The following is a 25,134-nucleotide window of genomic DNA, read 5'->3' as shown; positions in this document are numbered from 1 at the left end:
GCACGGCCCTGAGCACGCCAAAGGAATATCGGCGGAGGTCACGGCCCGCCCGGCTGGTGCGCCGGGGGCGGTGCTCCTCCCCGGTCGGGTTTCGGCCGGTCCTCGTCCGCGCGCCCCGGCCGCGCGCCGAGCAGCGACGCGGGGCGGACCGCCGCCGTGCCGAAGCGGGTCCTGGCCTGGTCCGCCGCCTGCTCTGCCTCGCGCCAGCCGCGCTCCGGGGCGTCGAGCACCAGCTGCTCGCCGTCCTCGCCCTGCACCAGCTGCTCCACCCGGACGCCGATCAGCCGCACCGCGCCCGGCGGGACCTGTTCGTCCAGCAGGGTCGCCGCGGTGCGGTAGACCTCCCTGGTCACGTCCGTGGCCACCCGCAGGGTCTTCGCGCGGGTGATCGTGGTGAAGTCGGCGAACCGGACCTTGATAGACACCGTCCGCCCGCGCAGCCCCCTGGCCCGCAGCGTCGCCGAGGTCCGCTCGGACAGCCGCAGCAGCTCCCGGCGCAGCAGCTCGCGGTCGTGGTGGTCGACCTCGAAGGTCTCCTCCGCGCCGATCGACTTCTCCCGCGTCGAGGGCACCACCGGCCGGTCGTCGTGCCCCCTGGCCAGCGCGTGCAGGTGGTCGGCCAGCGCCCCGCCGACCACCCTGCGCAGCCGGGGCAGCGGCATCGCCGCCACGTCGGCCACCCGCTCCAGCCCGACCCGCTCCAGCTGCTCGGCCGTGCGCTTGCCCACGCCCCACAGCGCGGACACCGGCAGCGGGTGCAGGAACTGCAGCACCTCGGCGCGCGGGACCACCATCATGCCGTCGGGCTTGCACATGCCCGAGGCCAGCTTGGCCACGAACTTGGTCGGGGCCACGCCGACCGAGCAGGTGATGCCGTGCGCCCGCTCGACCTGCTCCCGGATCGACCGCGCCACCGCCGCCGGGGTGGCGCGCAGCCGCCGCAGCGCGCCGCTGACGTCCAGGAACGCCTCGTCCAGGCTCAGCGGCTCGACCAGCGGCGTGATGTCCCGGAAGATCGCCATCACCCCGCGCGAGACCTCCTGGTACCGGGCGAAGTTCGGCGGCACGAACACCGCGTGCGGGGCCAGCCGCCGCGCGTGCGCGGTGGGCATGGCCGAGCGGACGCCGAACTCGCGCGCCAGGTAGTTCGCCGAGGCCACCACGCCCCGGTGCGCCGTGCCGCCGACGACGACCGGTCTGCCCGCCAGCTCGGGCCGGTCCCGGATCTCCACCGAGGCGTAGAAGGCGTCCATGTCCACGTGCAGCATCGGGCAGCCGGTGTCGTCGGGCCACTGGTCGCCACGTGCCAGGAAGCGGTCGAGCAGACCGCGCGGCAGGTCCGCGCTGCGTCCCACGACCACCTCCGGAAACGATCTCGAACAGCTGTTCGACACTCTAGTCCAGCCGGTACGCGCGACGCGCGTTCCCTCCTCCTACCAGGTGACACACCCGTTCCGCGTCCGACTCGGTGAAGGCGCCCCGGCGCAGGCCGTCGACCAGGAAGTCGGACAGCGCCCGGCGGAACAGCAGCGCGCCCAGGTAGTACAGCTCCGCCAGCGCGAAGGCGTCGGTGGAGAACAGGAACTTGCCGAACGGCACGACCTCCAGCGCCTCGGCCAGCACCCGGCTCGCCTGGTGGCCCACGGCGTGGGTGGCCAGGCCCAGGTCGGCGAACACGTGCGGGAACACCTGCGCCAGGTACCCGGCGTGGCGGTGGAACGGGTAGTTGTGCAGCAGCAGGATGGGCACCCCGCGCGACCGCGTGGCCCGCAGCAGCGGCGTGAGCAGCAGCGGGTCGCAGCGGTGCAGGTCGACGTCGGAGTCCCCGTAGCCGACGTGGAACTGCACCGGCAGCCCCCGGTCGACCGCCTCCCACACCAGGAACCGGGAGAGGACCTCGTCCGCGCACCGCGAGGACCCCGACCCCAGCCACCGCCGGGCCGCCGCCTCGACCTCGCCGTCGGACGGCCGCGCCGGGTCCAGGTCCAGCCCCACGCGGTAGGCCGCGATCGACTTCGCCGCCACCGCGTCGCGGGCGGCCAGCGCCGCGCGCACCCGGTCCGGGAACCCCCGCGCGCCCGCCACCACCACGTCCTCGGCCAGCGCCTCCAGCCGCACCACGTCGAAGGACCGCCCGGTCCACGACGCCGGGTCGGCGAAGCCGTCCGGCCAGATGCCCGCGTCCACCAGGAAGTCGTCGATGCCCGAGGCGACCAGGAACGCCCGGTTGACCTCGGCCGCACCCAGCGACCGGCGCCGCCGCACGTACTCGTCGGGCGCGCAGTGCGGCGGCAGGTCCAGCACCGGCGCGCACCACCGCAGCACCGCCAGCCCGATCGAGGAGTCGAACAGCGTCGTGCCCAGCGGGCCGACCTCCGCCGCCTCGGTCAACCGCTCCTCGAACCCGGCGCGGTCGAGGTCCGCGGCCAGCACGCCGTGGCAGTGGTGGTCCACCAGCCGGGCGCCTGCCGCGCAGGGCAGCAGCGAGTCCACTTGTCCGAGGGTAGTGAGCGGGTGTACCCAGCACCTCATGGACGCTGCCGAGCGGGACCGCCGGTACCAGCGGGCGCGCGACCTGGTCGGCGAGCTGGCCGACCGGGACGTGGTCGCGGTCGCCATCACCTGGGTCGACCACAGCGGCATCACGCGGGTGAAGTCCGTGCCGCTGGCCGGGCTGCCCGAGGCCGCCGCGCGGGGCGTCGGCGCGTCCCCGGTGTTCGACGCCTTCCTGCTGGACGACTCGATCGTGGCCGGGCGGCACGCGGGCGGCCCGGTCGGCGACCTGCGGCTGCACCCGGACCTGGACCGGCTCACGCCGCTGGCGGGCCAGCCGGGCTGGGCGTGGGCGCCCGCGGACCGGTACGACCAGGACGGCGGGCGGCACCCGCAGGACGAGCGCGGGCTGGCCCGCGCCGTGGCGGACCGGCTGGCCGCGCGGGGCCTGGAGGCGCTGGCCGGGTTCGAGGTGGAGTGGGTGGTCGGCCGCACCGGCACCGACGAGTTCGTGCCCGCTGCCCTCGGCCCCGCTTACGGGCACGCCCGGCAGGTCGAGGTGTCCGACTACGCCGCGGACCTGCTCGCCGCGCTGGCCGACCAGGGCGTCGAGGTGCTGCAGCTGCACCCGGAGTACGCGCCCGGCCAGTTCGAGGTGTCCACCGCGCCGGAGGACCCGGTGGGCGCGGCCGACACCGCCGTGCTGGTGCGCGAGACGATCCGGGCGATCAGCTCCCGGCACGACCTGCGCGCCTCCTTCTCGCCCAAGGTGCTCGCCGACGGCGTCGGCAACGGCGGGCACCTGCACCTGAGCCTGTGGCGCGACGGGCGGCCGCTGTTCGCGGGCGGCGACGGTCCGTTCGGCCTGACCGCCGAGGCCGAGGCGTTCGCCGCGGGCGTGCTGCGCGGGCTGCCCGCGCTGTGCGCGATCGGCTGCCCCTCGGTGGCCAGCTACCTGCGGCTGGTGCCGTCGCACTGGGCGGGCTGCTTCGCCGCGTGGGGCCTGGAGAACCGGGAGACCGCGCTGCGGCTGGTCGCGGGCCGGTCGCTGGAGGTCAAGTGCTACGACCTGACCGCCAACCCCTACCTGGTGGTGGCCGCGACCCTGGTGGCGGGCCTGGCCGGGATGGCCGACCGGGCCCGGCTGCCCGAGCCGCTGGCGGTGGACCCGGCGACGCTGCCCGACGTGCCCCGGCTGCCCACGACGCTGGCCGAGGCGGTGGCCGCGTTCGAGGCCGACGAAGTGCTCCGCGAGGCGTTCGGGGCCGAGTTCGCGGCAACCGTCGCCGACGTGCGGCGGGGCGAGGTCGCGCTGTTCGAGGGGGTCGGCGCCGAACAGGTCGCCGCGGCCACCCGCTGGCGGCACTAGCCGCTGTTCCGGGCACGAGTCGAGCGTCCAGGCACCCCGAACCGCGCACTCGCGCACCCCGAACCGCGCTTTCGCGGAGTCGGGTAGTAGTCAACGGCCCTCGCGAGCACGTCGGGTAGTACTTGCAGGCGCTTGTCAGGCCACCGGGTGCTCCTGTCGCGTCAGCGCCTTCTGCAGCTTGGCCAGCGCCCGGTGCTGGGCCACCCGCACCGCGCCCGCCGTGGACCCGACCGCCGCGGCGGTCTCCTCGGCGGACAGGCCCACCACCACGCGCAGCACCAGGATCTCCCGCTGCTTGTCCGGCAGCAGCCGCAGCAGCCGGGCCATCCGCTCGGTCAGCTCGCCCTGCACGACCCGCTGCTCCGGCCCTGCGGCGGTCTCCGGCCCGTCGGGCACCTCCGACACCGGCTCCGCCCGGTTGCGCGCGGCGTGGCGGTGCGCGTCGGCCACCTTGTGCGCCGCGATGCCGTAGACGAACGCCAGGAACGGGCGGCCCTGGTCGCGGTAGGTGGGCAGCGCGGTCAGCACCGCCAGGCAGACGTCCTGGGCCACGTCGTCGGCCGAGGCGAAGGACCGCTCCCGGCTGCCGACGCGGGCGCGGCAGTACCGCACCACCAGGGGGCGGATGGCCGACAACAACTGCCGCACGGCCGCGCGGTCGCCGGACGCGGCGGCTCTGACCTGCTCGGCGGTGCAGCGGACCGCGGTCGGTAAAACGGGTTCGGGTGCGTCGACTCCTGCCATGCCACTCCGCTCAGCCTGGACGGCGGGCCAGCACGTGCAGCCGGGCGGCCACGTCGCGCAACGGCGACCGGGCCGCGGCGGCCAGTTCCAGCTCCGCCAGTGCTTCCGCCGCGCCGGGATTCGCCTCCAGCACGGCCCCTGGCACCAGATCGGCGACGATCCCGTGCCCTTGGAGCAGTTCTACCTCCAGGCCCGCGGCGCGGACCAGGGTCTCAAGACCCTGCGCGTCGAACCTGCGGGGCAGCGAGTGCGCAGCGTCGTCGAGCAGCTTCCGCGCGTCGTCGAACCGGCCCGCGACGGCCCGCTGGAGCACCGCCGCGTAGCGGTTGGCGACCAGCACGGACACCGCCGCGCCGGGGGCCGCCGCGGCGGCCAGCGCGGCCAGCGCCGCGGCGGCGTCGTCCACGACCTCCAGCAGCCCGTGGCCGAGCACCAGGTCGGCCGCGCCGTCGACGGCGACCTCACCCAGCGCGTCCGCGTCGCCCTGCACCGCGGTGATGCGCTGCGCCACGCCCGCCTCCTCGGCCCGGCGGTGCAGCGTGGCCAGCGCGTTCGGACTGGGCTCGATGACGGTGACCGCGCAGCCCGCCGCGGCCAGCGGCACGGCCCACACCCCGCTGCCCCCGCCGACGTCGAGGACCCTGGGCGGTTGGCCGCCTCGGCGCTCCCGCGCGGCGGCGAGCTCGGTGTCGAGCACCCTGTGTACGGCGTCCGGTCGCATGGCACAGCAGCCTAGAGACCGTAGGCTGCACATCGTGCATACGGTCGCGGTGCTCAGCCTCAAGGGTGGCGTAGGGAAGACCACGGTCGCGCTCGGCCTAGCGTCGGCCGCGCTCCGGCGCGGGGTCCGGACGCTGGTCATCGACCTGGATCCGCAGTGCAACGCCACATCGACGCTGGAGCCGGGTGAGACCTCGGGCAGCATCTGCGACGTGCTGGAGGACCCCACGCCGGACAACGTGCGGGCCGCCATCGCGCCCAGCTCCTGGGGCGAGTCGGTGGACGTGCTGGCGGGCTCGGAGGACGCCGAGGCGCTCAACCACCCCGATCCGGGCGAGACCCGGCTGGGCAGGCTGCGCGAGGCGCTGGCGCTGCTGGCCGACGACTACCAGCTGGTGCTGCTGGACTGCCCGCCCTCGCTGGGCCAGCTGACCCGGTCGGCGCTGGTCGCGGCGGACCGCGCGCTGCTGGTCACCGAGCCGACCATGTTCGCGGTGGCGGGCGTGCAGCGGGCGTTCGAGGCGGTGCAGGCCGAGCGCGCCCACAACGCGGGCCTGCAGCCGCTGGGCGTGGTGGTCAACCGGGTCCGGCCGCGCTCGCACGAGCACCAGTTCCGCATCGAGGAGCTGCGCGACATCTTCGGCCCGCTGGTGATGCCGGTGGCGCTGCCGGACCGGCTCGCGGTGCAGCAGGCGCAGGGCGCCTGCATGCCCATCCACGAGTGGGGCACGCCGGGGGCGCGCGAGGTGGCGCTGGCGTTCAACCTGCTGCTGGCGCGCATCCTGCGGATGAGCCGCAGCCGTCGCCGCCCGGCGCACCCCGACTTCGACGACGAGGAGATCCAGGAGGCGATCGAGGCGTGAGCGCGCTGGCCGAACGCGGTGCCCGAGGGTGACACCGTCTTCCTGGCCGGGCACCGCCTCGACGACGCCCTGGCCGGGAAGACGCTGCTCAGGGGCGAGCTGCGGCACCCCCGCCTGGCGACGGCCGACCTGTCCGGGCGGGCGGTGCTCGGCGTCCGGTCGGTCGGCAAGCACCTGTTCACCCGCTTCTCCGGCGGGCTGAGCCTGCACAGCCACTTCCGGATGGACGGGGCGTGGCACCTGTACCGGCCGGGCGAGAAGTGGCGGCGGCCCGGCCACCAGGTCCGCGCCGTGCTGGCGGTGCCCGACCGGGTGGCCGTGGGGTTCGCGCTGCACGACCTGGAGCTGCTGCCCACCGAGCAGGAGGACAGGCTGGTCGGCCACCTGGGGCCGGACCTGCTGGCCGAGGACTGGTCGGACGCGCACGAGGCCGAGGCGGTGCGCAGGCTGACCGCCGACCCGGACCGCGAGCTGGGCCTGGCGCTGCTCGACCAGCGGGTGGTGGCCGGGGTGGGCAACCTCTACAAGGCCGAGGTGTGCTTCCTGCTGCGCGTGTCGCCGTGGTCCCCGGTGTCCGCGGTGGACCCGCGCGAGGCGGTGCGGCTGTCCCGCAAGCTGCTGCTGGCCAACGCCTGGCGCCCGGAGCAGAGCACCACCGGGGTGCTGGCGCGCGGGCGGCAGCACTGGGTGTTCGAGCGGACCGGCAAGCCGTGCCTGCGCTGCGGCACGCGGGTGCGGGTCGGCGGGCAGGGCGAGGGGGTGCTGGAGCGGGTGGCGTACTGGTGCCCGAAGTGCCAGCCGGGGCCGATCGCCTAGGGTGTGCCCCGTGGTCTACCGGCAAGTGGTGCGCAGGGCGTTGTTCCGCCTGCACGGCGGGGACGCGGAGCGGGTCCACGAGACCACCCTCGGCGTGCTCGCCCGGCTGAGCCCGTTGGCGAAGGTCAGCGCGGCGGTGCGGCACCCGTCGCTGGAGCGGACGGTGTTCGGGGTGCGGTTCCCCAACCCGGTCGGCCTGGCGGCGGGCCTGGACAAGGACGGCCGCGCGCTGCCCGCGTGGCCCGCGCTCGGGTTCGGGTTCGTCGAGGTCGGCACGGTGACGCGGCACCCGCAGCCGGGCAACCCCCGGCCGCGGCTGTACCGGTTGCGCGCCAGCGAGGCGATCATCAACCGGATGGGCTTCAACAACGAGGGCGCCCAGGAGCTGGCCAACCGGCTGGAGCGGCTGGGCGGGCTGTCCGTGCCGCTGGGCATCAGCCTGGGCAAGTCGAAGGTGACGCCGGTCGAGCGGGCGGTGGAGGACTACCGCGCCTCGCTGCGGGCGCTGCACCGGCACGGCGACTACTTCGCGATCAACATCAGCTCGCCGAACACCCCCGGCCTGCGCGGCCTGCAGGACCGGGCGGCGCTGACCGAGCTGCTGTCGGCGTTGAACGAGGAGATGGCGGCGCTGGGCGCGCGCAAGCCGCTGCTGGTCAAGATCGCCCCGGACCTGACCGACGCGGCCATCGGCGAACTGCTCCAGGTGTGCGCCGAGCACCGGGTGGACGGCCTGATCGCCACCAACACCACGCTCTCGCGGGAGGGCCTGGCCCCGGCCGACCGGGCGCTGGCCGAGCAGGCGGGTGGCCTGAGCGGCAGGCCGCTGGCGGCGCGGGCGCGCGAGGTGGTGCGGTTCGTCAGCCGCGAGACCGCCGGGAAGCTGCCGATCATCGGTGTGGGCGGCATCGCCGGGCCGGACGACGCCAAGCGGATGCTGGACGCGGGCGCGAGCCTGCTGCAGGTCTACACCGGCTTCATCTACGAGGGCCCCGGCCTGGTCCGCCGCATCAACAAGTCCCTCATCCCCTGACACCTGCAAGTACTACCCGACACCCCCGCGCGGGCCGGTTGCTACTACCGGGCTCGTCGAACGCGCGATCGCAGGCACGCGCGGCCACAGGTCGGGTAGTAGTTATGCACCTCGGTGGTGGGGGCGGGTAGTACTTGCAGGCGTCAGGCGCCGCGGGCGGCGCGCATCCAGCGCAGCACCGGGTGCAGGATGACCACCAGCAGCGATCCCCACACCAGGCCGCCCAGCTCCAGGTCGCCGAGCACCAGGGTGAGGTTGCCCACGCCCGCGACCAGCGCCGCGCCGCCGACCAGCGCGTTGCCGGGGTTGGTCAGGTCCACCCGGTTGTCCAGCCAGATCCGCACGCCGACCAGGCTGATCAGGCCGAACAGCACCAGCGTCGCGCCGCCGAGCACCCCCGGCGGGATGCTGGCCAGCAGCACCGCGGCCTTGGGCGAGAACGACAGCAGCACCGCGGCCACCCCGGTGACCGCGAACGCGGCGGTGGAGAAGACCCTGGTCACCCCCATCACGCCGATGTTCTCCGAGTACGTCGTGGTGCCGGTGCCGCCGCCGACCCCGGCCAGCGCGGTGGACAGGCCGTTGGCGATGATCGAGTCGCCGACGCTGCCGTCGAGGTTGCGGCCGGTCAGCGCGGCCACCGCCTTGACGTGGCCGACGTTCTCGGCGACCAGCACGATCACCACCGGCAGCACCATCAGGGTCACCGACGGGCGCAGCTCCGGGGAGTGCATCTCCGGCAGCCCCCACCAGGCGGCGCGGGCCAGCGCGGCGGTGTCGACCAGGTCCAGCGCGAAGCCCAGCGCCCAGCCCACCACCACGCCCAGCAGCACGGAGAACCGGAAGAACAGCCTGCGGCCCAGCACCCCGCACAGCAGGATGACCCCCATCGTCACCGCCGCCAGCAGTGGCTGCTCGGCGAACGACGCGGTGGCGCTGTGGGACAGGTTCAGCCCGATGAGGATGACCACCGCACCGGTGACCACGGGCGGCATCACCGACTCCAGCATCCGCACGCCCAGCGCCTTGACCGCCACCCCCACCACTACCACCAGCAGGCCCGCCGCGAGCACGCCGCCCAACTGTGCCGGGACGCCCTCGCTGCGCGCGGCGGTCAGCGGGGCGATGAACGCGAAGGAGGCGCCCAGGTAGCTGGGCACCCGGTTGCGGGTGAGCACCAGGAACAGCAGCGTGCCCAGGCCGGAGAACAGCAGCGTGGTGCTGACCGGCAGGCCGGTGCTGGCGGGGACCAGGACGGTGGCGCCGATCATGGCGGCGAGGTGCTGCGCGCCGAAGCCGATGGTGAGCGGCCAGCTCAGCCGCTCGTCGGGCGCGATGGCGTCACCGTCGGTGGTGCGCCCGTCACCGTGCACGGTCCACAACGCCACTCAATGCCCTCCCGACCGCCGTGCTCGACCACCGGGCTGTGGCCGATGTCGAATCCTGCCACGCCATGTAGTGGGCAACGCTATATAACGGTCTGATAATCACACTATTGCAGCAGTGTGGAGGGGCGCGACTCGATCACTTGTGTGACTCGATGACGCTGAGTGAAAGAGTGGCGTTCGCGCAGGTGTGAACGTCAGCCGGAGAGGTCGCGCAACGCCGAGGCCAGGCCCGCCAAGTGGTCGGTGGCGTCACCCAGGATCTCACGGGGGTGGGCGGCGCTGCTCTCGGCCAGCACGCGGCCCGCGGCGGCGACCAGCCCGCAGTAGCCGTCCACGCCCTCGTCGAGCTGGGCCCGCAGCCTGCGCACACCCTCGACCAGAGGACCCCGCTCCAGCGGGGGCGCGGTGTCGCGCGCCCGCTCCACGGCTTGCAGCTGCATGGACACCGCGCGCAGCGCCGAGGACGCCTCCCTGCCGGTGGCGCGGGCCTGGGCGACGGAGTCGGCGGGCACGGAGGTCAGCGCGGCGGAGTCGAGCTGGCCCAGCAGCTCGCCCAGCGCGTCCTCGGCGTCCCGCAGCCGCTCCATCGGCTCCCTGGCGGCCGAGGCGCGGGCGGGCAGCGGGGGGCGGGGCGGCGGCGTGGTCAGCACGAGCCGTTCGCGCTCGGCGTTGAGCTGCCGCATCCTGACGCCGGTGCGGGCGGCGAGCACGCCGGTGCCCGCGATGCCGATCGCGGCGGCCACGCCCGCGGCCACCGGCACCGCGCCGACCAGGGCCAGCACGCCGAGCGCGGACAGGATGGCCAGCACGATCAGCCAGAAGGTCAGCACGCGGCTCGACCGGCGGTAGCGCCGGTCGAGCTTCGCGCGCGGGTCGTTCCAGGCGGCGACGCGCCGCCTGACCTGGTCCGCGAGTTGTCCCTGCAGCTGGGCGCCGACCACCTGGGCGATCTCACCGGCCACCCGTCGCCGGGGATCCATCGCGGACGCCATGTCAGCCCTGGCTCGCGGGCGGGTTCTGCTGGGTCTGCTGCTGGCTCTGCTGCACCCGCTGCTGGATCTCCTGCTGGATGCTCGCGGCGGCGCTGCCGGGCTTGGCGCCCGCGATCTCGCCCGCGACCGAACCGCCCTTCATCGACGCGCGGATCTGCTCCAGCCGGGACGAGCCCGCCATCTGCGTGGTCGACTGCTGGACCTCCAGCATCCGGCCCTGCACCGAGTTCTGCGCCAGCTCCGCGGAGCCGAGGGCGGTGGTGTACCGCTTCTCGATCTTGTCGCGGACCTCCTCCAACGAGGGGGTGTTGCCCGGCGCGGCCAGCTCGGTCATCTGGCGCAGCGAGTTGGACACCTGCTCCTGCATCTTGGCCTGCTCCAGCTGGCTGAGCAGCTTGGTCCGCTCGGCCAGCTTCTGCTGCAGCACCATCGCGTTGCGCTCGACGGCCTGCTTGGCCTGCGCCGCGGCCTGCAGCGACTGGTCGTGCAGCGACTTGAGGTCCTCGATGCCCTGCTCGGCGGTCACCAGCTGGGTGGCGAACGAGGTCGCGGCGTTCTCGAACTCGGCCGCGCGCTGCTCGTCGCCCTTGGCCCTGGCCTCGTCGGCGAGCACGAGCGCCTGCCGCGCGGACGCCTGCAGCTTCTCGACCTCACCCAGCTGCCGGTTGAGCTTCATCTCCAGCTGGCGCTGGTTGCCGATCACCGCGGCGGCCTGCTGGGACAGGGCCTGGTGCTGCCGCTGCGCCTCCTCGATGGCCTGCTGGATCTGCACCTTCGGGTCGGCGTGCTCGTCGATCTTGGACGAAAAAGCCGCCATGAAGTACTTCCACGCCTTCACGAAAGGGTTGGCCATCTCTCCTACGCCTGCCTTCTCCGCACTTCCCTGGCTCGCGCTCGTGATTGGCAACGACCCGGTGCCGGTGTTGGTTCCATCGTCTCAGTTGTGCCCCGCCGCTTCCACCGGCCTGGGGAGATATCCGGGATCACCCTGATCCACCCCGGACCCTCCCCCGATCGGCAGTGGCCATCCTCCCCGCCCGCCGCGCCGGGGCCGCGCGCACCCCGCACTCGGTTGCCAAGTCGTTGCACGCGAGAAGCCGAGCCGGTGACCGGCTCGGCTTCACGGTGGAGTCGAACGACGTTCAGGCGGCCACCACGGCGCCGCGCGGCTCGCCCAGCGATGTGGACAGCCGGTGCGACAGCACGGGCTGCAGCCTCAGGTCGGACAGGTCGTTGCCGATCACCGCGGGCACCAGGGTGCCGCCCTCCAGGCTCGGGGCCGCCGGCTCCACGCGCTCGGTGAGCTCGGCCGTGCTCGGCACCGGCTGGACCGCGCCGATGTCGGACGCGACCAGGTGCAGCAGTTCGGACAAGGGCAGGTCCAGCGCCTCGCAGATCGCCGCCAGCAGCTCGCTGGACGCCTCCTTGCGGCCGCGTTCCACCTCGGAGAGGTAGCCGAGGCTGACGCGTGCGGTCCTGGAGACCTCGCGCAGCGTGCGGCGTTGGGTGGTGCGGGCATGGCGGAGCCGATCACCGATCGCCTCGCGTAGCAGCACGGTCATCGCGCGCCTCCTTCCGGCCGGCCGTGCCCACCACGTTACCGACCCGTCCCCTCGACGGGCAGCGACTTCCCGGCACGTCCTCCAAGAGCGAACGGGTGAACGGGCCGGGAAGTTCCCGCGCCCGCATTCGGGTGTGACCGGAATTGCCCAGTTCAGCTCATCCGGCGGCGACCGGGAGGTGATCGAGCAGGAGGTCGAGGGCGGCCACTGTGGACCTCGCGCGGACCGCGGCGCGATCTCCGCCCACCGCGATGGTGCGCACCGCCGAACCGGACGGACCGGACAAACCGAGGTGAACGGTGCCGGGGGCGACGCCGTCCTGGGGGTCCGGCCCGGCCACGCCGGTCAGCCCCAGGCCCCAGGTGGCCCCGCAGCGCGCCCGCGCGCCCTCGGCGAGCTGGCGGGCCACCTCGGGGTGCACCGCGCCGTGCTCGGCCAGCAACCCGGCGTCCACCCCCGCCAGGGCGTGCTTGAGGTCGGTGGCGTAGACCACCAGCCCGCCGCGCAGCGCGGCGCTGGCGCCGGGGACGGTGGCCAGTTCGGCGGCGACCATGCCCGCGGTCAGCGACTCGGCGGTGGCCACGGTCTCCCGGCGGGCCAGCAGCCGCGCCACCACCTCCCGCGCGCTCATGCCCCGGCCACCGCCCGCTTGCCCCTGGCGCGCAGCCGGAACGCGCGCACCACGTAGTCCACGCCGGTCACCGCGGTCAGCACCACCGCCACGCCCATGGTCACCGGGGCCAGCGGCTCCAGCCAGGCGGGCAGCGGCAGCAGGTACAGGCCGATCGCCAGGATCTGCGCCAGCGTCTTGGCCTTGCCGCCCCGGCTGGCGGGGATGACGCCGTGCCTGATCACCCAGAACCGCAGCAGCGTCACGCCCAGCTCGCGCACCGCGATGAAGACCGTGATCCACCACGGCAGCTCGCCCAGCAGGCTCAGCCCCACCAGCGCGGCGCCGGTCAGCGCCTTGTCCGCGATCGGGTCGGCGATCTTGCCGAAGTCGGTGATCAGGCCGTGCTTGCGGGCGAGGTTGCCGTCCACGTGGTCGGTGACCGAGGCCACCGCGAACACCGCGAACGCCGTCAGCCGCCACCACGAGTGGTGCCCGCCCTCGGCGAACAGGGCGTAGAGGAACACCGGCACGAGCGCCAGCCGGGACATCGTCAGCACGTTGGCGATGTTCAGCACCGGCACGCGCGCGGGTTCGGTCACCGCGGGAGCACCTCGATCGCGGAGACCACCAGGTCCACACCCTCGGCGGCGTCGACCCGGCAGCGCACCAGGTCGCCCACGCGCAGCCCCTCGGAGTTGGTGATCACGCACTCGCCGTCGACCTCGGGCGCCTGGTGCGCGGCGCGGCCGACGCAGTCGGACTCCTCGTCCTCCTCGTGCTCGACCAGCACCACGACCTCGTCGCCGACCCGGTCCTCGGCTCGCTGCGCGGTCAGCTCCTCCACCAGCGCGGACACCCGCGCCACCCGCTCGGCGACGGTGTCGGGGTCCAGCTTGCCCGGCAGCCCCTCGGCCTCGGTGCCGTCCTCGTCGGAGTAGCCGAACACGCCCACCGCGTCCAGCCGGGCCTCGGTGAGGAAGCGCTCCAGCTCGGCCAGGTCCTGCTCGGTCTCGCCGGGGAAGCCGACGATCACGTTGCTGCGGATGCCCGCCTTGGGCGCCAGCGCGCGGATCTGCTCGACCAGCGCCAGGAACGACTCGGTGGAGCCGAACCGGCGCATCCGGCGCAGCACCGGCTCGCTGGAGTGCTGGAAGGACATGTCGAAGTAGTCGGCCACACCGGGGGTCGTGGCGATCGCCTTGACCAGCGACGGCTTGGTCTCGGCGGGCTGCAGGTAGGACACCCGCACCCGGTCGATGCCGGGCACCTCGGCCAGCCGCCCGATCAGCTGCTCCAGGCCGCCCAGCTCGCGCGGCAGGTCCTTGGCGTAGGAGGTGGAGTTCTCGCTGACCAGGAACAGCTCGCGGACGCCCTGCTCGGCCAGCCACATCGCCTCGGCGACCACCTCGTCGGGGTGGCGGGAGACGAACGCGCCGCGGAAGGACGGGATGGCGCAGAACGAGCACCGCCGGTCGCACCCGGAGGCGATCTTCAGCGGCGCGACCGGGGTGTCCTCCAGGCGGGTGCGCAGCACGCGCGGCCCCCACCCGTGGCCGGGCACCTGCACCTCCTCGGCCGCCTTGGGCCGCTGCACCGGGGTCAGCGGCAGCAGCGTGCGGCGGTCGACCGGCTTGTGCGACTCCAGCACCTTGCCCGCGACCACGTCGTCGAGCCGCTCGGCCAGCTGGGCGTAGTGGTCGAAGCCCAGCACGGCGTGCGCCTCGGGCAGGCTCTCCGCCAGCTCCGCGCCGTACCGCTCGGCCATGCACCCGACGGCGACCACCTTGGCCCCGCTGTCGGCGGCGGCGAGCAGGGTGTCCACGGAGTCCTTCTTCGCCGACTCGACGAAGCCGCAGGTGTTGACCACGACCACGTCGGCTTCCTCGTCGACCAGCTCCCAGCCGCCTGCGGTGAGCCTGCCCGCCAGCTCCTCGGAATCGACTTCGTTGCGGGCACACCCGAGGGTCAGCATGGCTACGCGCTTGGACGTGGTGGGGGAAGACACCGCCCCAGGGTAACCGCCCCCGCCGGGGGCTCCCGCACTCAGCGGTTCAAGGCCGCTTCGACCAGCCGCCAGACGCCGGTGGAGGGGTTGCCCGGCGGCAGCGCCTTGGCTCGCGCGATGGCATCGTCGAGCCCAGGGGCGAAAGCGGCGTAGTTCAGCTTCTTGTCATAGCCTGGGACGTGCCTGGCGAGCAGATTTCGCGCGGCTCTGTAGTCAGCGATGTGGCCACAGTGATCGGCGAAGTGGAGCAGGAGCCAAACTTCGAAGCACGGGTCGGACACGGCGAGGTTGATGTTCTTCGAAGCGGCCAGCCGAACAGCCGAGGAGATGTCGAAGTTGTCCACGTCCACGACGCACCAAGCGGTGTCGAACTCCTCCCGGTACTGATTCCACACCTTCTCCGCGTGCCGAACCAGGTTCAGCGGAGAGTCAACCTTGCACCTGACCCTGATCCGCGCGCCCCTGGTCAGCTTCAACCCCGAGAAGTACTGCGGCTCGCTCTTCTGCCCTCCGCTGACAACGAGGATGTTCCTCCGCCGGAGCGACGAGAATCCGGCACTCCGGCCGTAGGAGTTCTCACGCCTCGACATCTGCTTCGCCTCGAACAGCCCTGGCGAAGAGTTCTTCGTGCACCTCGGGCACCGCGCCGTACAAGCCGGCGAGGTAGCGGCGCTCCAAGTTGTCCTCGTTGCGTGGCCTGAATTCGGTGAGGGGGTAGAGGACGCTCGCGCCAGTCGCGTCCTTCTCCACGAACCACACCTCGTCCCGGTTCAGCACCCGGTCGGCGAGTGGCGGGTGCAGCAGCGTGGCGTCATGCGTGGTGAAGATGAGCTGGCCGCCCCCCCGGTTGCTGTCGGGATCGTTGAAGAGGGCGACGAGACGGCCCGCCAGCAAGGAGTGCAGGCTGGCGTCGATCTCGTCAACGACCAACGTTCCCCCTTCGGCCAGCACGGTCAGCACGGTGGGGAGCATCCCCAGCCACGCCTGCGTGCCCGCCGACTCCTCGGCCAGTCGGAAGGGCTCGCCGACACCGTGGGAGAGCCTGACGCTGCGAGAGGTTTCGGCAGCAGCTTGAACCGCCTTCATCCTGTTGTCCACGTGGCGCATCCGGCCATGCAGTTCCGCGTACTGGGAGGTCAACTTGTCGCGCCGATTCGCCAACTCCGAAGAAGTTTCCCCAGCATTGATCATCGAGTTTATCCCGTGCAACTTGTTGATAAGATCACGACGACTGCGCTCCATATCTGTCAACCGATCCTGGTATTGCCGCAGGACAGTCTCCACTTCGGCATCGTACTCGCCGGCCACTTCGATTCCCGATATGCCGAAGTCCGCCGCACGCACCAACTCGACCATCTGTTCGCGCTTGCCCTCGTTCGCGAGCAGGAAATCCGCCACATGCCGGTCGACGTCCACCGCGTAACCGCATAAGCGGAAGCTCAGGCGGTCGACAAACCACCGGTACACCGGTACGAGAGCCTTGACGTTCGACTGGGCGGCCAGACTGAGGAACAGCGCGTCGGGCCGCAACAAGTCCTCCAACACCTCCACCTTGGCAGCCGCCCCGGCGATCGCCTTGCCGAACTTGATCTGGTCCACGTCACGCTCGAAGAGCACCCTTTTACGCTTTTCGGGGTAACTGTAGAGCCACTCGGAACAAATGCGCTTGTCATCGATTTCGAAGCCGTACGTGTACCGCACATCCTTCTCGACCAGTTCGGCGACGAAGATCGACGGCTCCTCCCCCGCGAGAGGATCGAGCTTGAACGACCGTCGGGGGACGCCACTTCCCGGACGCCACTGGCCGAAGGAGTCGCGCACCGCGTCCGCCATGAACTTCAGACCATCCAACAGGTTCGACTTGCCAGAGGCGTTCGCGCCGTAGATGGCCGCCACGGGCACAGCCAACTGGTTTTTCGCGTAGGCGGGCATGAGCAGGAGTTCCTGCTCGTGGCGGAACGACCGATGGTTGCCCATCCTGAAGCTGCGGAGCACCTGACACCCCCCGTGTCGCCACTACAGCCGGTTCCGCGCAAGTAAACCGCACGATCAGGCACTTGAGGTTCGTTCTCAGCGTGTTTCACCTAATGGAGTGCCCATCAGCGGGCTGGATCGGACAGCGACTACGTTTGCGGTGTGAACGACCCGATCAACGTGCGGCGGGCTCGCACCGGTGACGTGCGGGCGATGAAGGCCCTCATCGACCACTACGCGGGCAAGGTGCTGCTGGCCAAGCCGCTGGTCACCCTGTTCGAGGACGTCCAGGAGTTCTGGGTGGCCGAGGAGGACGGCGAGGTGCTGGGCTGCGGGGCCCTGCACGTGCTCTGGGAGGACCTGGCGGAGATCCGCACGGTCGCGGTCTCCCCCACCGCCGTCGGTCGCGGGATCGGGCACCGCATCGTGCGCAAGCTGATCGAGACGGCGCGGGAGCTGCAGCTGGCCCGGATCTTCGTGCTGACCTTCGAGACCGAGTTCTTCGGCAAGCACGGGTTCGTGGAGATCGACGGCACGCCGGTGTCACCCGAGGTGTACGAGGAGATCATGCGCTCGGCCGACGAGGGCGTGGCGGAGTTCCTCGACCTGTCCTACGTGAAGCCGAACACGCTGGGCAACTCCCGCATGCTGCTGCACCTGTAATTATTCGAGCCAGAACTCGAACAGTGTTGACTGCTCTAACGCCGACCCGTCACGATGGGCGGCGTGGAGCAGCTGACGGTGGACGAGCTGGCGGTGCGGGTGGGCCTGCCCGGCAGCACGATCCGCATGTACCAGACCAAAGGCGTGCTGCACGCGCCGCGCAGGCAGGGCCGGGTCGCCTACTACGACGCCTCGCACATCGAGCGGCTGACCCTCGTGCAGCGGCTGCAGGCGCGTGGTTTCTCGCTGCCCGCGATCGCCGAGCTGGTCGCCGCGCGGGAGCGGGGCGCCACGGTCGCGGCCGTGCTCGGCGTCGGCGACAACGAGGGCCCCGACGACTGGGTGCGGGTCGGCCTGCGCGACATCACCAAGCTGGTCCCCGTCGGTCACATGCGCCCCAGCGTGCTGCGCCGGGCCGTGCAGGTGGGCCTGCTGCGGTGGCGGCGCGGCAGGCCGTACGCGCGGCGCTGGGCGCTGGAGTGCGGCCACCGGCTGTCCGGCATGGGCGTGCCCTGCGACGACGCGCTGGACCACTTCGCGCTGCTGCGCCGGTCGACCGACGCGATCGCGGCGGACTTCGTGACCCTGTTCGAGCGCAGGCTGTGGCCGCAGCTGGCGGACAAGACCGACCAGGACGACCAGCTCGACCGGATGCGCGCGCTGCTGGTCGAGCTGACCTACACCGCCGAGACCGTGGTCGTCGGCACCCTGCGCGAGTCGATCCGCGAGGCCGCCGAGGAGTTCGCCCGCAAGCACGGGCTGCTGCCCGGCGGGGAGTTCCACCCGGCGTGGGTGGCGGAACCCCTGCCCATCGCCGAACGTCTCATCAGCGCCCCGGAGGACGCCGAGGTCCCGGACGAACCGGCGATCCAGCGCTTCCTCGACCGGGCCGACGAGCCGGAGGAGTCCATCCGGTGACCGCGCCGCACCCACGTGCCCGGCGCCGGTCGAGCGGTTCGAGCCGGTGAGAGGGGTTCGGCTCGCCCGCTCGACCGCCCGCTAGCCGGGTGCCCGCCGCCCGGCGGACACCGGTCCCGCACGGGACCCGAGGTCCGCCGGGCGGTGCGCGGCAAACGCTTGCCGCCCCGCGAGGTCAGGGGCGATGGCCACCGCATGGGTCCGATCGGACCTGTCCGCCCTTCGCCACCACCCGGTATGAAGCTCCCACACCAACCACGAGGGGGAGCACCGTGAGGTCCTTGCGCACCGCCTTATCCGTCGTCGCCGCCTCGGCGGGCCTGCTGCTCGGCGCGGGCACCGCCCACGCCATCGACGCGCCCGCCGTCACCGACGACTACCTGTTCACCAAGACCCTGGCCCAGTTCAGCTCCATCCGCGCGAGCCAGCCCAACGCCGACCAGCTCGACTGGTCCTCGGACGGCTGCTCGTGGTCGCCGGACAACCCGTTCGGCTTCCAGTTCCTGCCCGCCTGCCACCGCCACGACTTCGGCTACCGCAACTACAAGCGGCAGAGCCGGTTCAACGAGACCACCCGGCTCACGATCGACGACAAGTTCAAGGCCGACATGTACCACCAGTGCGGCGGCAACTGGGCGTGCCAGCGCGTCGCGGACCTCTACTACGAGGCCGTGCGCGAGTTCGGCGCGAGCTGACCGGCGCCCGCGGTCGGGGCGGGACGCGGCGGATCGGCTCCGGGCTGTTCCTATTCCTCCTCCGGAGCCGGACCACCGCGGATCAGGTGCACCACCGAGTCCAGCTCGTCCGGCTTGATCAGCACCTCGCGCGCCTTGGAGCCCTCGGACGGGCCCACCACGCCCCGCGTCTCCAGCAGGTCCATCAGCCTGCCCGCCTTGGCGAAGCCCACCCGCAGCTTGCGCTGCAGCATCGAGGTCGAGCCGAACTGCGAGGTCACGATCAGCTCGGCGGCCTGGAGCAGCAGCTCCAGGTCGTCGCCGATGTCGGCGTCGATCTCCTTCTTCTCGCCCGCCTTGGCCGCGGTGACGCCGTCGGTGTACTCCGGCTGGGCCTGCCGCTTGGTGAACTCGACGATCTCGGCGATCTCCTCGTCGCCGACGAACGCGCCCTGGATGCGCACCGGCTTGCCCGCGCCCATGGGCAGGTAGAGCCCGTCGCCCATGCCGATCAGCTTCTCCGCGCCCGGCTGGTCCAGGATGACCCGCGAGTCGGTCAGCGACGAGGTGGCGAACGCCAGCCGCGACGGCACGTTGGTCTTGATCAGACCGGTCACCACGTCCACCGACGGCCGCTGGGTGGCCAGCACCAGGTGGATGCCCGCCGCGCGGGCTTTCTGGGTGATCCGCACGATCGCGTCCTCCACGTCGCGCGGCGCGGTCATCATCAGGTCGGCCAGCTCGTCGACGATGGCCATGATGTAGGGGTAGGGCCGGTACACCCGTTCGCTGCCCGGCGGGGCGCTGATCTCGCCGCTGCGCACCTTGCGGTTGAAGTCGTCGATGTGGCGCACCCGGTTGACCTGCATGTCCTGGTAGCGCTGCTCCATCTCCTCCACCAGCCAGGCCAGCGCCGCGGCGGCCTTCTTCGGCTGGGTGATGATGGGCGTGATCAGGTGCGGGATGCCCTCGTACGGGGTCAGCTCGACCATCTTCGGGTCGATCAGGATCATCCGGACCTCGTCCGGCGTGGCCCGCGCCAGCAGCGAGACCAGCATCGAGTTCACGAAGCTCGACTTGCCCGAACCGGTGGAGCCCGCGACCAGCAGGTGCGGCATCTTGGTCAGGTTCGCGGTGACGAAGTGGCCCTCGATGTCCTTGCCCAGGCCGATGACCATCGGGTGGTTGTCCGCCACCGTCCCCGGCGAGCGCAGCACGTCGCCCAGCCGCACCATCTCGCGGTCGCTGTTGGGCACCTCGATGCCCACCGCGGACTTGCCGGGGATCGGCGCGAGCAGCCGCACGTTGTCGGTGGCCACCGCGTAGGCGATGTTCTTGGTCAGCGCGGTGATCTTCTCGACCTTCACGCCGGGGCCCAGCTCCACCTCGTACCGGGTGACCGTCGGGCCGCGGGTGAAGCCGGTGACCTGCGCGTCGATGGAGAACTGGTCGAGCACGCCGGTGATGGCCTCGATCATCAGGTCGTTGGCCTTGCTGCGGGCCTTGGGCGCGTCGCCGTCCTTGAGGATGGTGGGCGGCGGCAGCTGGTAGTCGCCCTCCACCGCGCGCACCGCCAGCGCCTCGACCCTGGCGGTGCGCTCCGCGGGCTTCTCGGCGGTCCGGTCGGGGACCGTCTCGGCGGCCCGGTCGGGGGGCGGCACGGCGGCCCTGGCCTGCTTGATCGGGCGCGTGGGCGGCGGGGGCACCTCCTCGTCCAGCGGCAGCTCGGGCTGCCCCTCGGGCGCGGCGGCCTGCCTGCGCCGCGACGGCCTGCGCAGCCGGGCGGGCTTGGGCTCCTCCTCGATGTCGTCGAGGTCGTCGAGGTCGATGTCTTCCTCGAAGCCGTCGAGCTGGTCGTGCCCGCGGTGCACGTGCTCGCGCAGCCAGGGCGCGATCTGCCGGACCGGCAGGTGCATCAGCACCAGCACGCCGTAGCCGAAGATCAGGAACAGCAGCGGGCCCGCCACCCACGGCGTCAGGCCCTGCGCCAGGAACCCGCCGGACAGGTAGCCCAGCGCGCCGCCCGCGCCGCGCCGCGCCACCGGGTCCGACGGCAGCCCGCCGATCAGGTGGAACATGCCCAGGAAGCCCACGGTGACCAGCAGCCCGCCGATCACCAGCCGGGGCCTGGCCTCCGGCGTCGGGTCGGTGCGCATCAGCGTGATCGCGATCGCCAGCAGCACCACCGGCAGGATCATCGCGGGGGCGCCCACCGAGCTGCGCACCGCCACGTCGACCCACTGCCCGACCGGACCGCCCGCCTGCCACCACACGCCCGAGGCGGTGATCACCGCGAGCGCGATCAGCACCAGCGCCAGGCCGTCGCGCCGGTGCGCCGGGTCCAGCTCCTTGCCCCGGCCGACCGCGCGGACCACCCCGCCGACGCCGCGGCCGAGCAGACCCCAGGTCCGGCCGACGAGGCCGAGCCCGGAGGACCGGCGCGTGGCGGGTCTCCTGGCCGCCGGTCGCTTCGCCGCGGGTCGCTTGGCCGCGGATCGCGCCCTGGACGCGCCCGCCCGCGGCTTCGACCCGGTCCTGCTGCGGGTCGTGCCCTTGCGCGAAGTCCCAGTCCGGCCGGCCATGGCTCTAACGGTAGTCCCTCGTGTCCCACCCGCCCCACGAGTCACCGGGGACGTGACGTGCGCTGCTCGACGCCCATGGTTGCCCGGAACCCGGTGCGCCGACACCTCGACACGCCGTAGCCTGCCCGCTGTGCCGAATCCTGCGTCCACCCCGCCGCTGTGGCGCGCGCTGACCGCCGTCGACCGGGCCCTCGTCGGGTTGAGCGGGCGCCTTGAGGTCACCGGTGACATCCCGGAGGACCTGCGGGGCCGCCCCCTGCTGCTGGTGTCCAACCACATCGGCAACCTCGACCCGTTCGTGCTGATCGCCGCCTGCCACCGGATCGGCGTCGCCCCCCGGTTCCTGCTCGCGGGCGGGCTGCTCGACACACCGGTCATCGGACCGGTCCTCAAGGCGTGCGGGCACCTGCGGGTCGACCGGGCCGCGGCCGACGTGGGCACGGCCTACCACCGCGCGGTGGAGGTGCTCGGCCGCGGCGGCGACCCGATCGCCCTCTACCCCGAGGGCCGGATCAGCCTCGACCCCGGCCTGTGGCCGGAGCGGGGCAAGACCGGCGCGGCTCGGCTGGCGCTCAGCGGCGGCGTGCCGGTGGTCCCGGTCAGCCAGTGGGGCGCGCACGAGGCGGTCTGCTGGGGCAACACGCACGTGCGCGGGTGGGCGGACTTCAAGCCCTACCTGACCTCCTACCTGCGCGGACTGCGCAAGCGACCGACGTTCAAGGTGCACTTCGGAACGCCGGTGGACCTGTCGGACCTGCGCGACGGACGTGCGGGCGACGCGCGGCGGGCGCACGAGCGGATCATGCGGGCGATCACCGCTGGTCTGGTCCCGCTGCGCGCCGACGAGCCGGACCTGCCCAAGTTCCACGACCCGACCCGCCCCACCACCGGCAGCAGCCCCTGGCGACCGGCGGGCGACCGGACGGTGTCGTGACCCGTGCCGCCAGGGGCACCGCGCCTGCGCTGCTGTCGTCGGCCGCGTTCGGGCTCTCCGGCGCGCTCGTCCGACCGGCGAGCAACCGCGCCCCCACCACCCCAGCCGCCGAAGTCACACCGACAAGGTGACCCCCACGCGAGGCCGCGTCGGCAGGCCGACTTCCGGGCGGCCGAGCCTGACCCGGCGGAGCCGGGTCAGTCCTACACAGGCAGGATCGTGGGCACGATCATCGGGCGGCGGCGGTAGGTCTCGGCGACCCAGCGGCCCACCACCCGGCGCACCGCCTGCGCGATGCGGTGCGAGTCGGTGATGCCTTCCGCTTCGGTGCGCGACAGCTCCATTTCCACCAGGGAGACGGCCTGGTCCAGCGCCTTGGGGTCGTCGGAGAAGCCGCGCCCGGACACCGTGGGCGGGGCGACCGCGCGACCGGTGCTGGAGTCCACGGCGACCGTGATGGCGATGAAGCCGCCCTCGCCCAGCACCAGGCGGTCGGACAGGGTGGATTCGCCCACGTCGCCCACGGACAGGCCGTCGACGTAGACGTGGCCGACCTCGACCCGGCCGCTGATGGCGGCCTTGCCGTCGACCAGGTCCACCACCACGCCGTCCTCGGCGATCACCACCCGGTCCTCGGCCACACCGGTGGCCACCGCCAGCGCGGCGTTCGCGCGCAGGTGGCGCCACTCGCCGTGCACCGGCATGACGTTGCTGGGGCGCACCGCGTTGTAGAGGAACAGCAGTTCACCGGCGGGTGAGTGGCCGGACACGTGCACCTTGGCGTTGCCCTGGTGGATGACCGTCGCACCCAGCTTGACCAGGCCGTTGACGACGCCGAAAACGGCGTTCTCGTTGCCGGGGATCAGCGAGCTGGCCAGCACGATGGTGTCGCCCGCGCGGATGGAGATCTGCCGGTGCTCGCCGCGCGCCATCCGCGACAGCGCCGACAGCGGTTCGCCCTGCGAGCCGGTGGAGACGAACAGCACCTCGTCCTCGGGCAGCCGCATCGCCTCGTCGAGGTCGACGAACAGGCCGTCGGGCACGTGCAGCAGGCCCAGCTCGGCCGCGATGCCCATGTTGCGCACCATCGAGCGGCCGACCAGGGCCACCCGGCGGCGGTACTGGACGGCCACGTCCAGCACCTGCTGCACGCGGTGCACGTGCGAGGCGAAGCAGGCCACGATCACCCGCTGGTTGGCCTTGCGGATGACGTTCTCCAGCACCGGACCGATCTCCCGCTCGGGTGCCACGAAACCGGGCACCTCGGCGTTGGTGGAGTCGACCAGGAACAGGTCCACGCCCTCGTCGCCCAGCCGGGAGAACCCGCCCAGGTCGGTGAGGCGGCCGTCCAGCGGCAGCTGGTCGAGCTTGATGTCGCCGGTGTGCAGCACCAGGCCCGCGGCGGTGCGGATGGCCACCGCCAGCGCGTCGGGGATGGAGTGGTTGACCGCGAAGAACTCCAGGTCGTAGGGGCCGAACGAGCGGCGCTCGCCTTCCACGACCTCGACCAGGGTGGGGTTCTGCCGGTGCTCCTTGCACTTGGCCGCCAGCAGCGCCAGGGTGAACTTCGAGCCCACCACCGGCAGGTCCGGCCGCTGCTTGAGCAGGAACGGCACCGCGCCGATGTGGTCCTCGTGCCCGTGCGTGAGCACGAGCGCGTCGATGTCCTCCAGCCGGTGCTCGATCGCCCTGAAGTCGGGCAGGATGAGGTCGACGCCAGGCTGGTCGTCCTCGGGGAACAGGACGCCGCAGTCCACCACGAGCAGCCGTCCGGCGTGCTCGAAGACGGTCATGTTGCGGCCGACCTCGCCGATGCCGCCCAGTGCGACGACGCGCAGTGCTCCGTCGGCCAGTGCGGGCGGGGGTGAGCTCGGGTTGATCACGCGTTGACTCCCGGTTCGGCCTCGAGGGCCTCAGTGATGTAGTCGATGTCCTCGGGGGTGGCGGGGACCAGCGGCAGCCGCGGGTCGCCCACGTCGATGCCGCGCAGCCGCAGCGCCGCCTTGGTGTAGGTGACGCCGGGCATCCGGCCGAACGGCCGCAGCAGCGGCAGCAGCGACCGGTGCACCGCCTTGGCGGTGGCGACGTCGCCGGACTCGAAGGCGTCCAGCATGGTCAGCAGCCGGTCGGCCGCCACGTGCGAGAGCACGCTGACGAAGCCGACCGCGCCCACCGACAGCCACGGCAGGTTCAGCGGGTCGTCGCCGGAGTAGTAGGCCAGGTCGGTCTCGGCCATGACCCGGCTGCCCGCCGCCAGGTCGCCCTTGGCGTCCTTGACCGCGAGCACGCGCGGGTGCTCGGCCAGCCGCAGCAGGGTGTCGACCTCGATCGGCACGATGGAGCGCGGCGGGATGTCGTAGAGCATCACCGGCACGTCCACCGCGTCGGCCACGGCGGTGAAGTGGGCCAGCAGGCCCGCCTGCGTGGGCCGCGAGTAGTAGGGGGTCACCACCAGCAGGCCGTGCGCGCCCGCGTCCTGCGCCTTGCGGGCGACCCCGACGCTGTGCGCGGTGTCGTAGGTGCCCGCGCCGCTCATCACGGTCGCGCGGTCGCCGACCGCCTCGACCACGGCGCGGATCAGGTCCAGCTTCTCGGCTTCGTCGGTGGTCGGGCTCTCGCCGGTGGTGCCGTTGACGACCAGTCCGTCGCTGCCGAGCTCGACCAGGTGCTTCGCGAGGTGCTGCGCCTTGTCCAGGTCGACGGCCCCCTGGGCGTCGAACGGGGTGACCATGGCGGTGAGCACGCGGCCGAAGGGGCGGCCGGGCGAGGCGGTAGGGCATCCGGTCATGGC

24 protein-coding genes are annotated in these 25,134 nt (G+C 72.6%); 8 read left to right on the top strand and 16 right to left on the bottom strand.

Annotated features, from left to right (window positions below):
• Positions 1-38: 38 nt before the first annotated feature.
• Together IEZ00_RS10590 and IEZ00_RS10585 are read right to left on the bottom strand one after the other, a co-directional pair.
• Positions 39-1,355 (bottom strand): DNA polymerase IV, encoded by a 1,317-nt coding sequence (locus IEZ00_RS10590; protein WP_189223001.1) that lies wholly within the window; start codon positions 1,353-1,355, stop codon positions 39-41.
• A 40-nt stretch (positions 1,356-1,395) separates the two neighbouring features.
• Positions 1,396-2,493, bottom strand: a complete 1,098-nt coding sequence (locus IEZ00_RS10585) for an amidohydrolase family protein (RefSeq protein ID WP_189223000.1) — start codon at positions 2,491-2,493, stop codon at positions 1,396-1,398.
• A gap of 37 nt (positions 2,494-2,530) precedes the next feature.
• Between IEZ00_RS10585 and IEZ00_RS10580 the strand changes: the two genes are divergently transcribed.
• Complete coding sequence (locus IEZ00_RS10580; RefSeq protein ID WP_189222999.1) at positions 2,531-3,862, top strand: glutamine synthetase family protein; 1,332 nt, start codon at positions 2,531-2,533, stop codon at positions 3,860-3,862.
• A 135-nt stretch (positions 3,863-3,997) separates the two neighbouring features.
• Here the strand turns inward: IEZ00_RS10580 and IEZ00_RS10575 are convergent, their stop codons facing one another.
• Both IEZ00_RS10575 and IEZ00_RS10570 read right to left on the bottom strand, forming a co-directional pair.
• Entirely contained in the window at positions 3,998-4,606 is a 609-nt protein-coding gene (locus tag IEZ00_RS10575; protein ID WP_189222998.1) for a sigma-70 family RNA polymerase sigma factor, read from the bottom strand.
• A 10-nt stretch (positions 4,607-4,616) separates the two neighbouring features.
• Positions 4,617-5,327, bottom strand: coding sequence for a class I SAM-dependent methyltransferase (locus tag IEZ00_RS10570; protein WP_189222997.1), 711 nt, complete (start codon positions 5,325-5,327; stop codon positions 4,617-4,619).
• Between the two features lie 34 nt (positions 5,328-5,361).
• Between IEZ00_RS10570 and IEZ00_RS10565 the strand changes: the two genes are divergently transcribed.
• The 3 genes from IEZ00_RS10565 to IEZ00_RS10555 are packed head-to-tail and all read left to right on the top strand — an operon-like array spanning position 5,362 to position 8,038.
• Complete coding sequence (locus IEZ00_RS10565; RefSeq protein ID WP_189222996.1) at positions 5,362-6,189, top strand: ParA family protein; 828 nt, start codon at positions 5,362-5,364, stop codon at positions 6,187-6,189.
• Positions 6,190-6,207: 18 nt separating this feature from the next.
• Complete coding sequence (locus tag IEZ00_RS10560; protein WP_189222995.1) at positions 6,208-7,005, top strand: DNA-formamidopyrimidine glycosylase family protein; 798 nt, start codon at positions 6,208-6,210, stop codon at positions 7,003-7,005.
• 10 nt (positions 7,006-7,015) lie between these two features.
• Positions 7,016-8,038, top strand: a complete 1,023-nt coding sequence (locus IEZ00_RS10555; protein WP_189222994.1) for a quinone-dependent dihydroorotate dehydrogenase — start codon at positions 7,016-7,018, stop codon at positions 8,036-8,038.
• Between the two features lie 143 nt (positions 8,039-8,181).
• Here IEZ00_RS10555 and IEZ00_RS10550 read toward each other — a convergent pair whose 3' ends face one another.
• The 9 genes from IEZ00_RS10550 to IEZ00_RS10510 form a co-directional block, all read right to left on the bottom strand.
• Positions 8,182-9,426 (bottom strand): uracil-xanthine permease family protein, encoded by a 1,245-nt coding sequence (locus tag IEZ00_RS10550; RefSeq protein ID WP_189222993.1) that lies wholly within the window; start codon positions 9,424-9,426, stop codon positions 8,182-8,184.
• Positions 9,427-9,620: 194 nt separating this feature from the next.
• Complete coding sequence (pspM, locus tag IEZ00_RS10545) at positions 9,621-10,406, bottom strand: phage shock envelope stress response protein PspM (RefSeq protein WP_189222992.1); 786 nt, start codon at positions 10,404-10,406, stop codon at positions 9,621-9,623.
• Between the two features lie 13 nt (positions 10,407-10,419).
• Positions 10,420-11,271 (bottom strand): PspA/IM30 family protein, encoded by an 852-nt coding sequence (locus tag IEZ00_RS10540; protein ID WP_189222991.1) that lies wholly within the window; start codon positions 11,269-11,271, stop codon positions 10,420-10,422.
• 289 nt (positions 11,272-11,560) lie between these two features.
• Entirely contained in the window at positions 11,561-11,980 is a 420-nt protein-coding gene (locus IEZ00_RS10535; RefSeq protein WP_189222990.1) for a helix-turn-helix domain-containing protein, read from the bottom strand.
• 157 nt (positions 11,981-12,137) lie between these two features.
• Positions 12,138-12,611: a CinA family protein gene (locus IEZ00_RS10530; protein WP_189222989.1), complete on the bottom strand. Its 474-nt coding sequence runs from the start codon at positions 12,609-12,611 to the stop codon at positions 12,138-12,140.
• A complete protein-coding gene (gene pgsA, locus IEZ00_RS10525) occupies positions 12,608-13,192 on the bottom strand; it encodes a CDP-diacylglycerol--glycerol-3-phosphate 3-phosphatidyltransferase (protein ID WP_209621815.1) in 585 nt (194 codons plus the stop codon). Before pgsA ends, IEZ00_RS10530 begins: the two co-directional genes overlap by 4 nt.
• Positions 13,189-14,565, bottom strand: a complete 1,377-nt coding sequence (gene rimO / locus IEZ00_RS10520; RefSeq protein ID WP_189223329.1) for a 30S ribosomal protein S12 methylthiotransferase RimO — start codon at positions 14,563-14,565, stop codon at positions 13,189-13,191. Before rimO ends, pgsA begins: the two co-directional genes overlap by 4 nt.
• Positions 14,566-14,636: 71 nt before the next feature.
• Positions 14,637-15,188: an RloB family protein gene (locus IEZ00_RS10515; protein ID WP_189222987.1), complete on the bottom strand. Its 552-nt coding sequence runs from the start codon at positions 15,186-15,188 to the stop codon at positions 14,637-14,639.
• A complete protein-coding gene (locus IEZ00_RS10510) occupies positions 15,175-16,593 on the bottom strand; it encodes an AAA family ATPase (protein ID WP_189222986.1) in 1,419 nt (472 codons plus the stop codon). Before IEZ00_RS10510 ends, IEZ00_RS10515 begins: the two co-directional genes overlap by 14 nt.
• 141 nt (positions 16,594-16,734) lie before the next feature.
• On the opposite strand from IEZ00_RS10510, the gene IEZ00_RS10505 reads away from it, so the two are divergent.
• The 3 genes from IEZ00_RS10505 (at position 16,735) to IEZ00_RS10495 (ending at position 18,848) form a co-directional block, all read left to right on the top strand.
• Positions 16,735-17,235, top strand: coding sequence for an amino-acid N-acetyltransferase (locus IEZ00_RS10505; RefSeq protein WP_189222985.1), 501 nt, complete (start codon positions 16,735-16,737; stop codon positions 17,233-17,235).
• A 54-nt stretch (positions 17,236-17,289) separates the two neighbouring features.
• Positions 17,290-18,153 carry a MerR family transcriptional regulator gene (locus IEZ00_RS10500; protein WP_189222984.1) on the top strand — a complete coding sequence of 288 codons (864 nt, stop codon included), beginning with the start codon at positions 17,290-17,292 and terminating at the stop codon, positions 18,151-18,153.
• A gap of 272 nt (positions 18,154-18,425) precedes the next feature.
• A complete protein-coding gene (locus IEZ00_RS10495) occupies positions 18,426-18,848 on the top strand; it encodes a phospholipase (protein ID WP_189222983.1) in 423 nt (140 codons plus the stop codon).
• A gap of 50 nt (positions 18,849-18,898) precedes the next feature.
• On the opposite strand, the gene IEZ00_RS10490 is transcribed toward IEZ00_RS10495, so the two are convergent.
• Complete coding sequence (locus tag IEZ00_RS10490) at positions 18,899-21,409, bottom strand: FtsK/SpoIIIE family DNA translocase (RefSeq protein WP_189222982.1); 2,511 nt, start codon at positions 21,407-21,409, stop codon at positions 18,899-18,901.
• Between the two features lie 130 nt (positions 21,410-21,539).
• Here IEZ00_RS10490 and IEZ00_RS10485 point away from each other — a divergent pair, with 130 nt between their 5' ends.
• Positions 21,540-22,343: a lysophospholipid acyltransferase family protein gene (locus tag IEZ00_RS10485; RefSeq protein ID WP_229795395.1), complete on the top strand. Its 804-nt coding sequence runs from the start codon at positions 21,540-21,542 to the stop codon at positions 22,341-22,343.
• 203 nt (positions 22,344-22,546) lie between these two features.
• Here IEZ00_RS10485 and IEZ00_RS10480 read toward each other — a convergent pair whose 3' ends face one another.
• The gene (locus IEZ00_RS10480; RefSeq protein WP_276530102.1) at positions 22,547-24,226 is read right to left on the bottom strand and encodes a ribonuclease J; all 1,680 of its coding nucleotides are present in this window, start codon (positions 24,224-24,226) and stop codon (positions 22,547-22,549) included.
• Positions 24,223-25,131 (bottom strand): 4-hydroxy-tetrahydrodipicolinate synthase, encoded by a 909-nt coding sequence (gene dapA / locus IEZ00_RS10475; RefSeq protein ID WP_189222980.1) that lies wholly within the window; start codon positions 25,129-25,131, stop codon positions 24,223-24,225. The genes IEZ00_RS10480 and dapA overlap by 4 nt, the downstream gene beginning before the upstream one ends.
• Positions 25,132-25,134: the final 3 nt, after the last annotated feature.

The sequence above is a fragment of the Saccharothrix coeruleofusca genome (genome assembly GCF_014648515.1).
GTDB classification, from domain to species: Bacteria; Actinomycetota; Actinomycetes; order Mycobacteriales; family Pseudonocardiaceae; genus Actinosynnema; species Actinosynnema coeruleofuscum.
The sequence above is the reverse complement of the archived record's forward strand: the minus strand, read 5'-3'. Positions and strand labels throughout refer to the sequence as shown.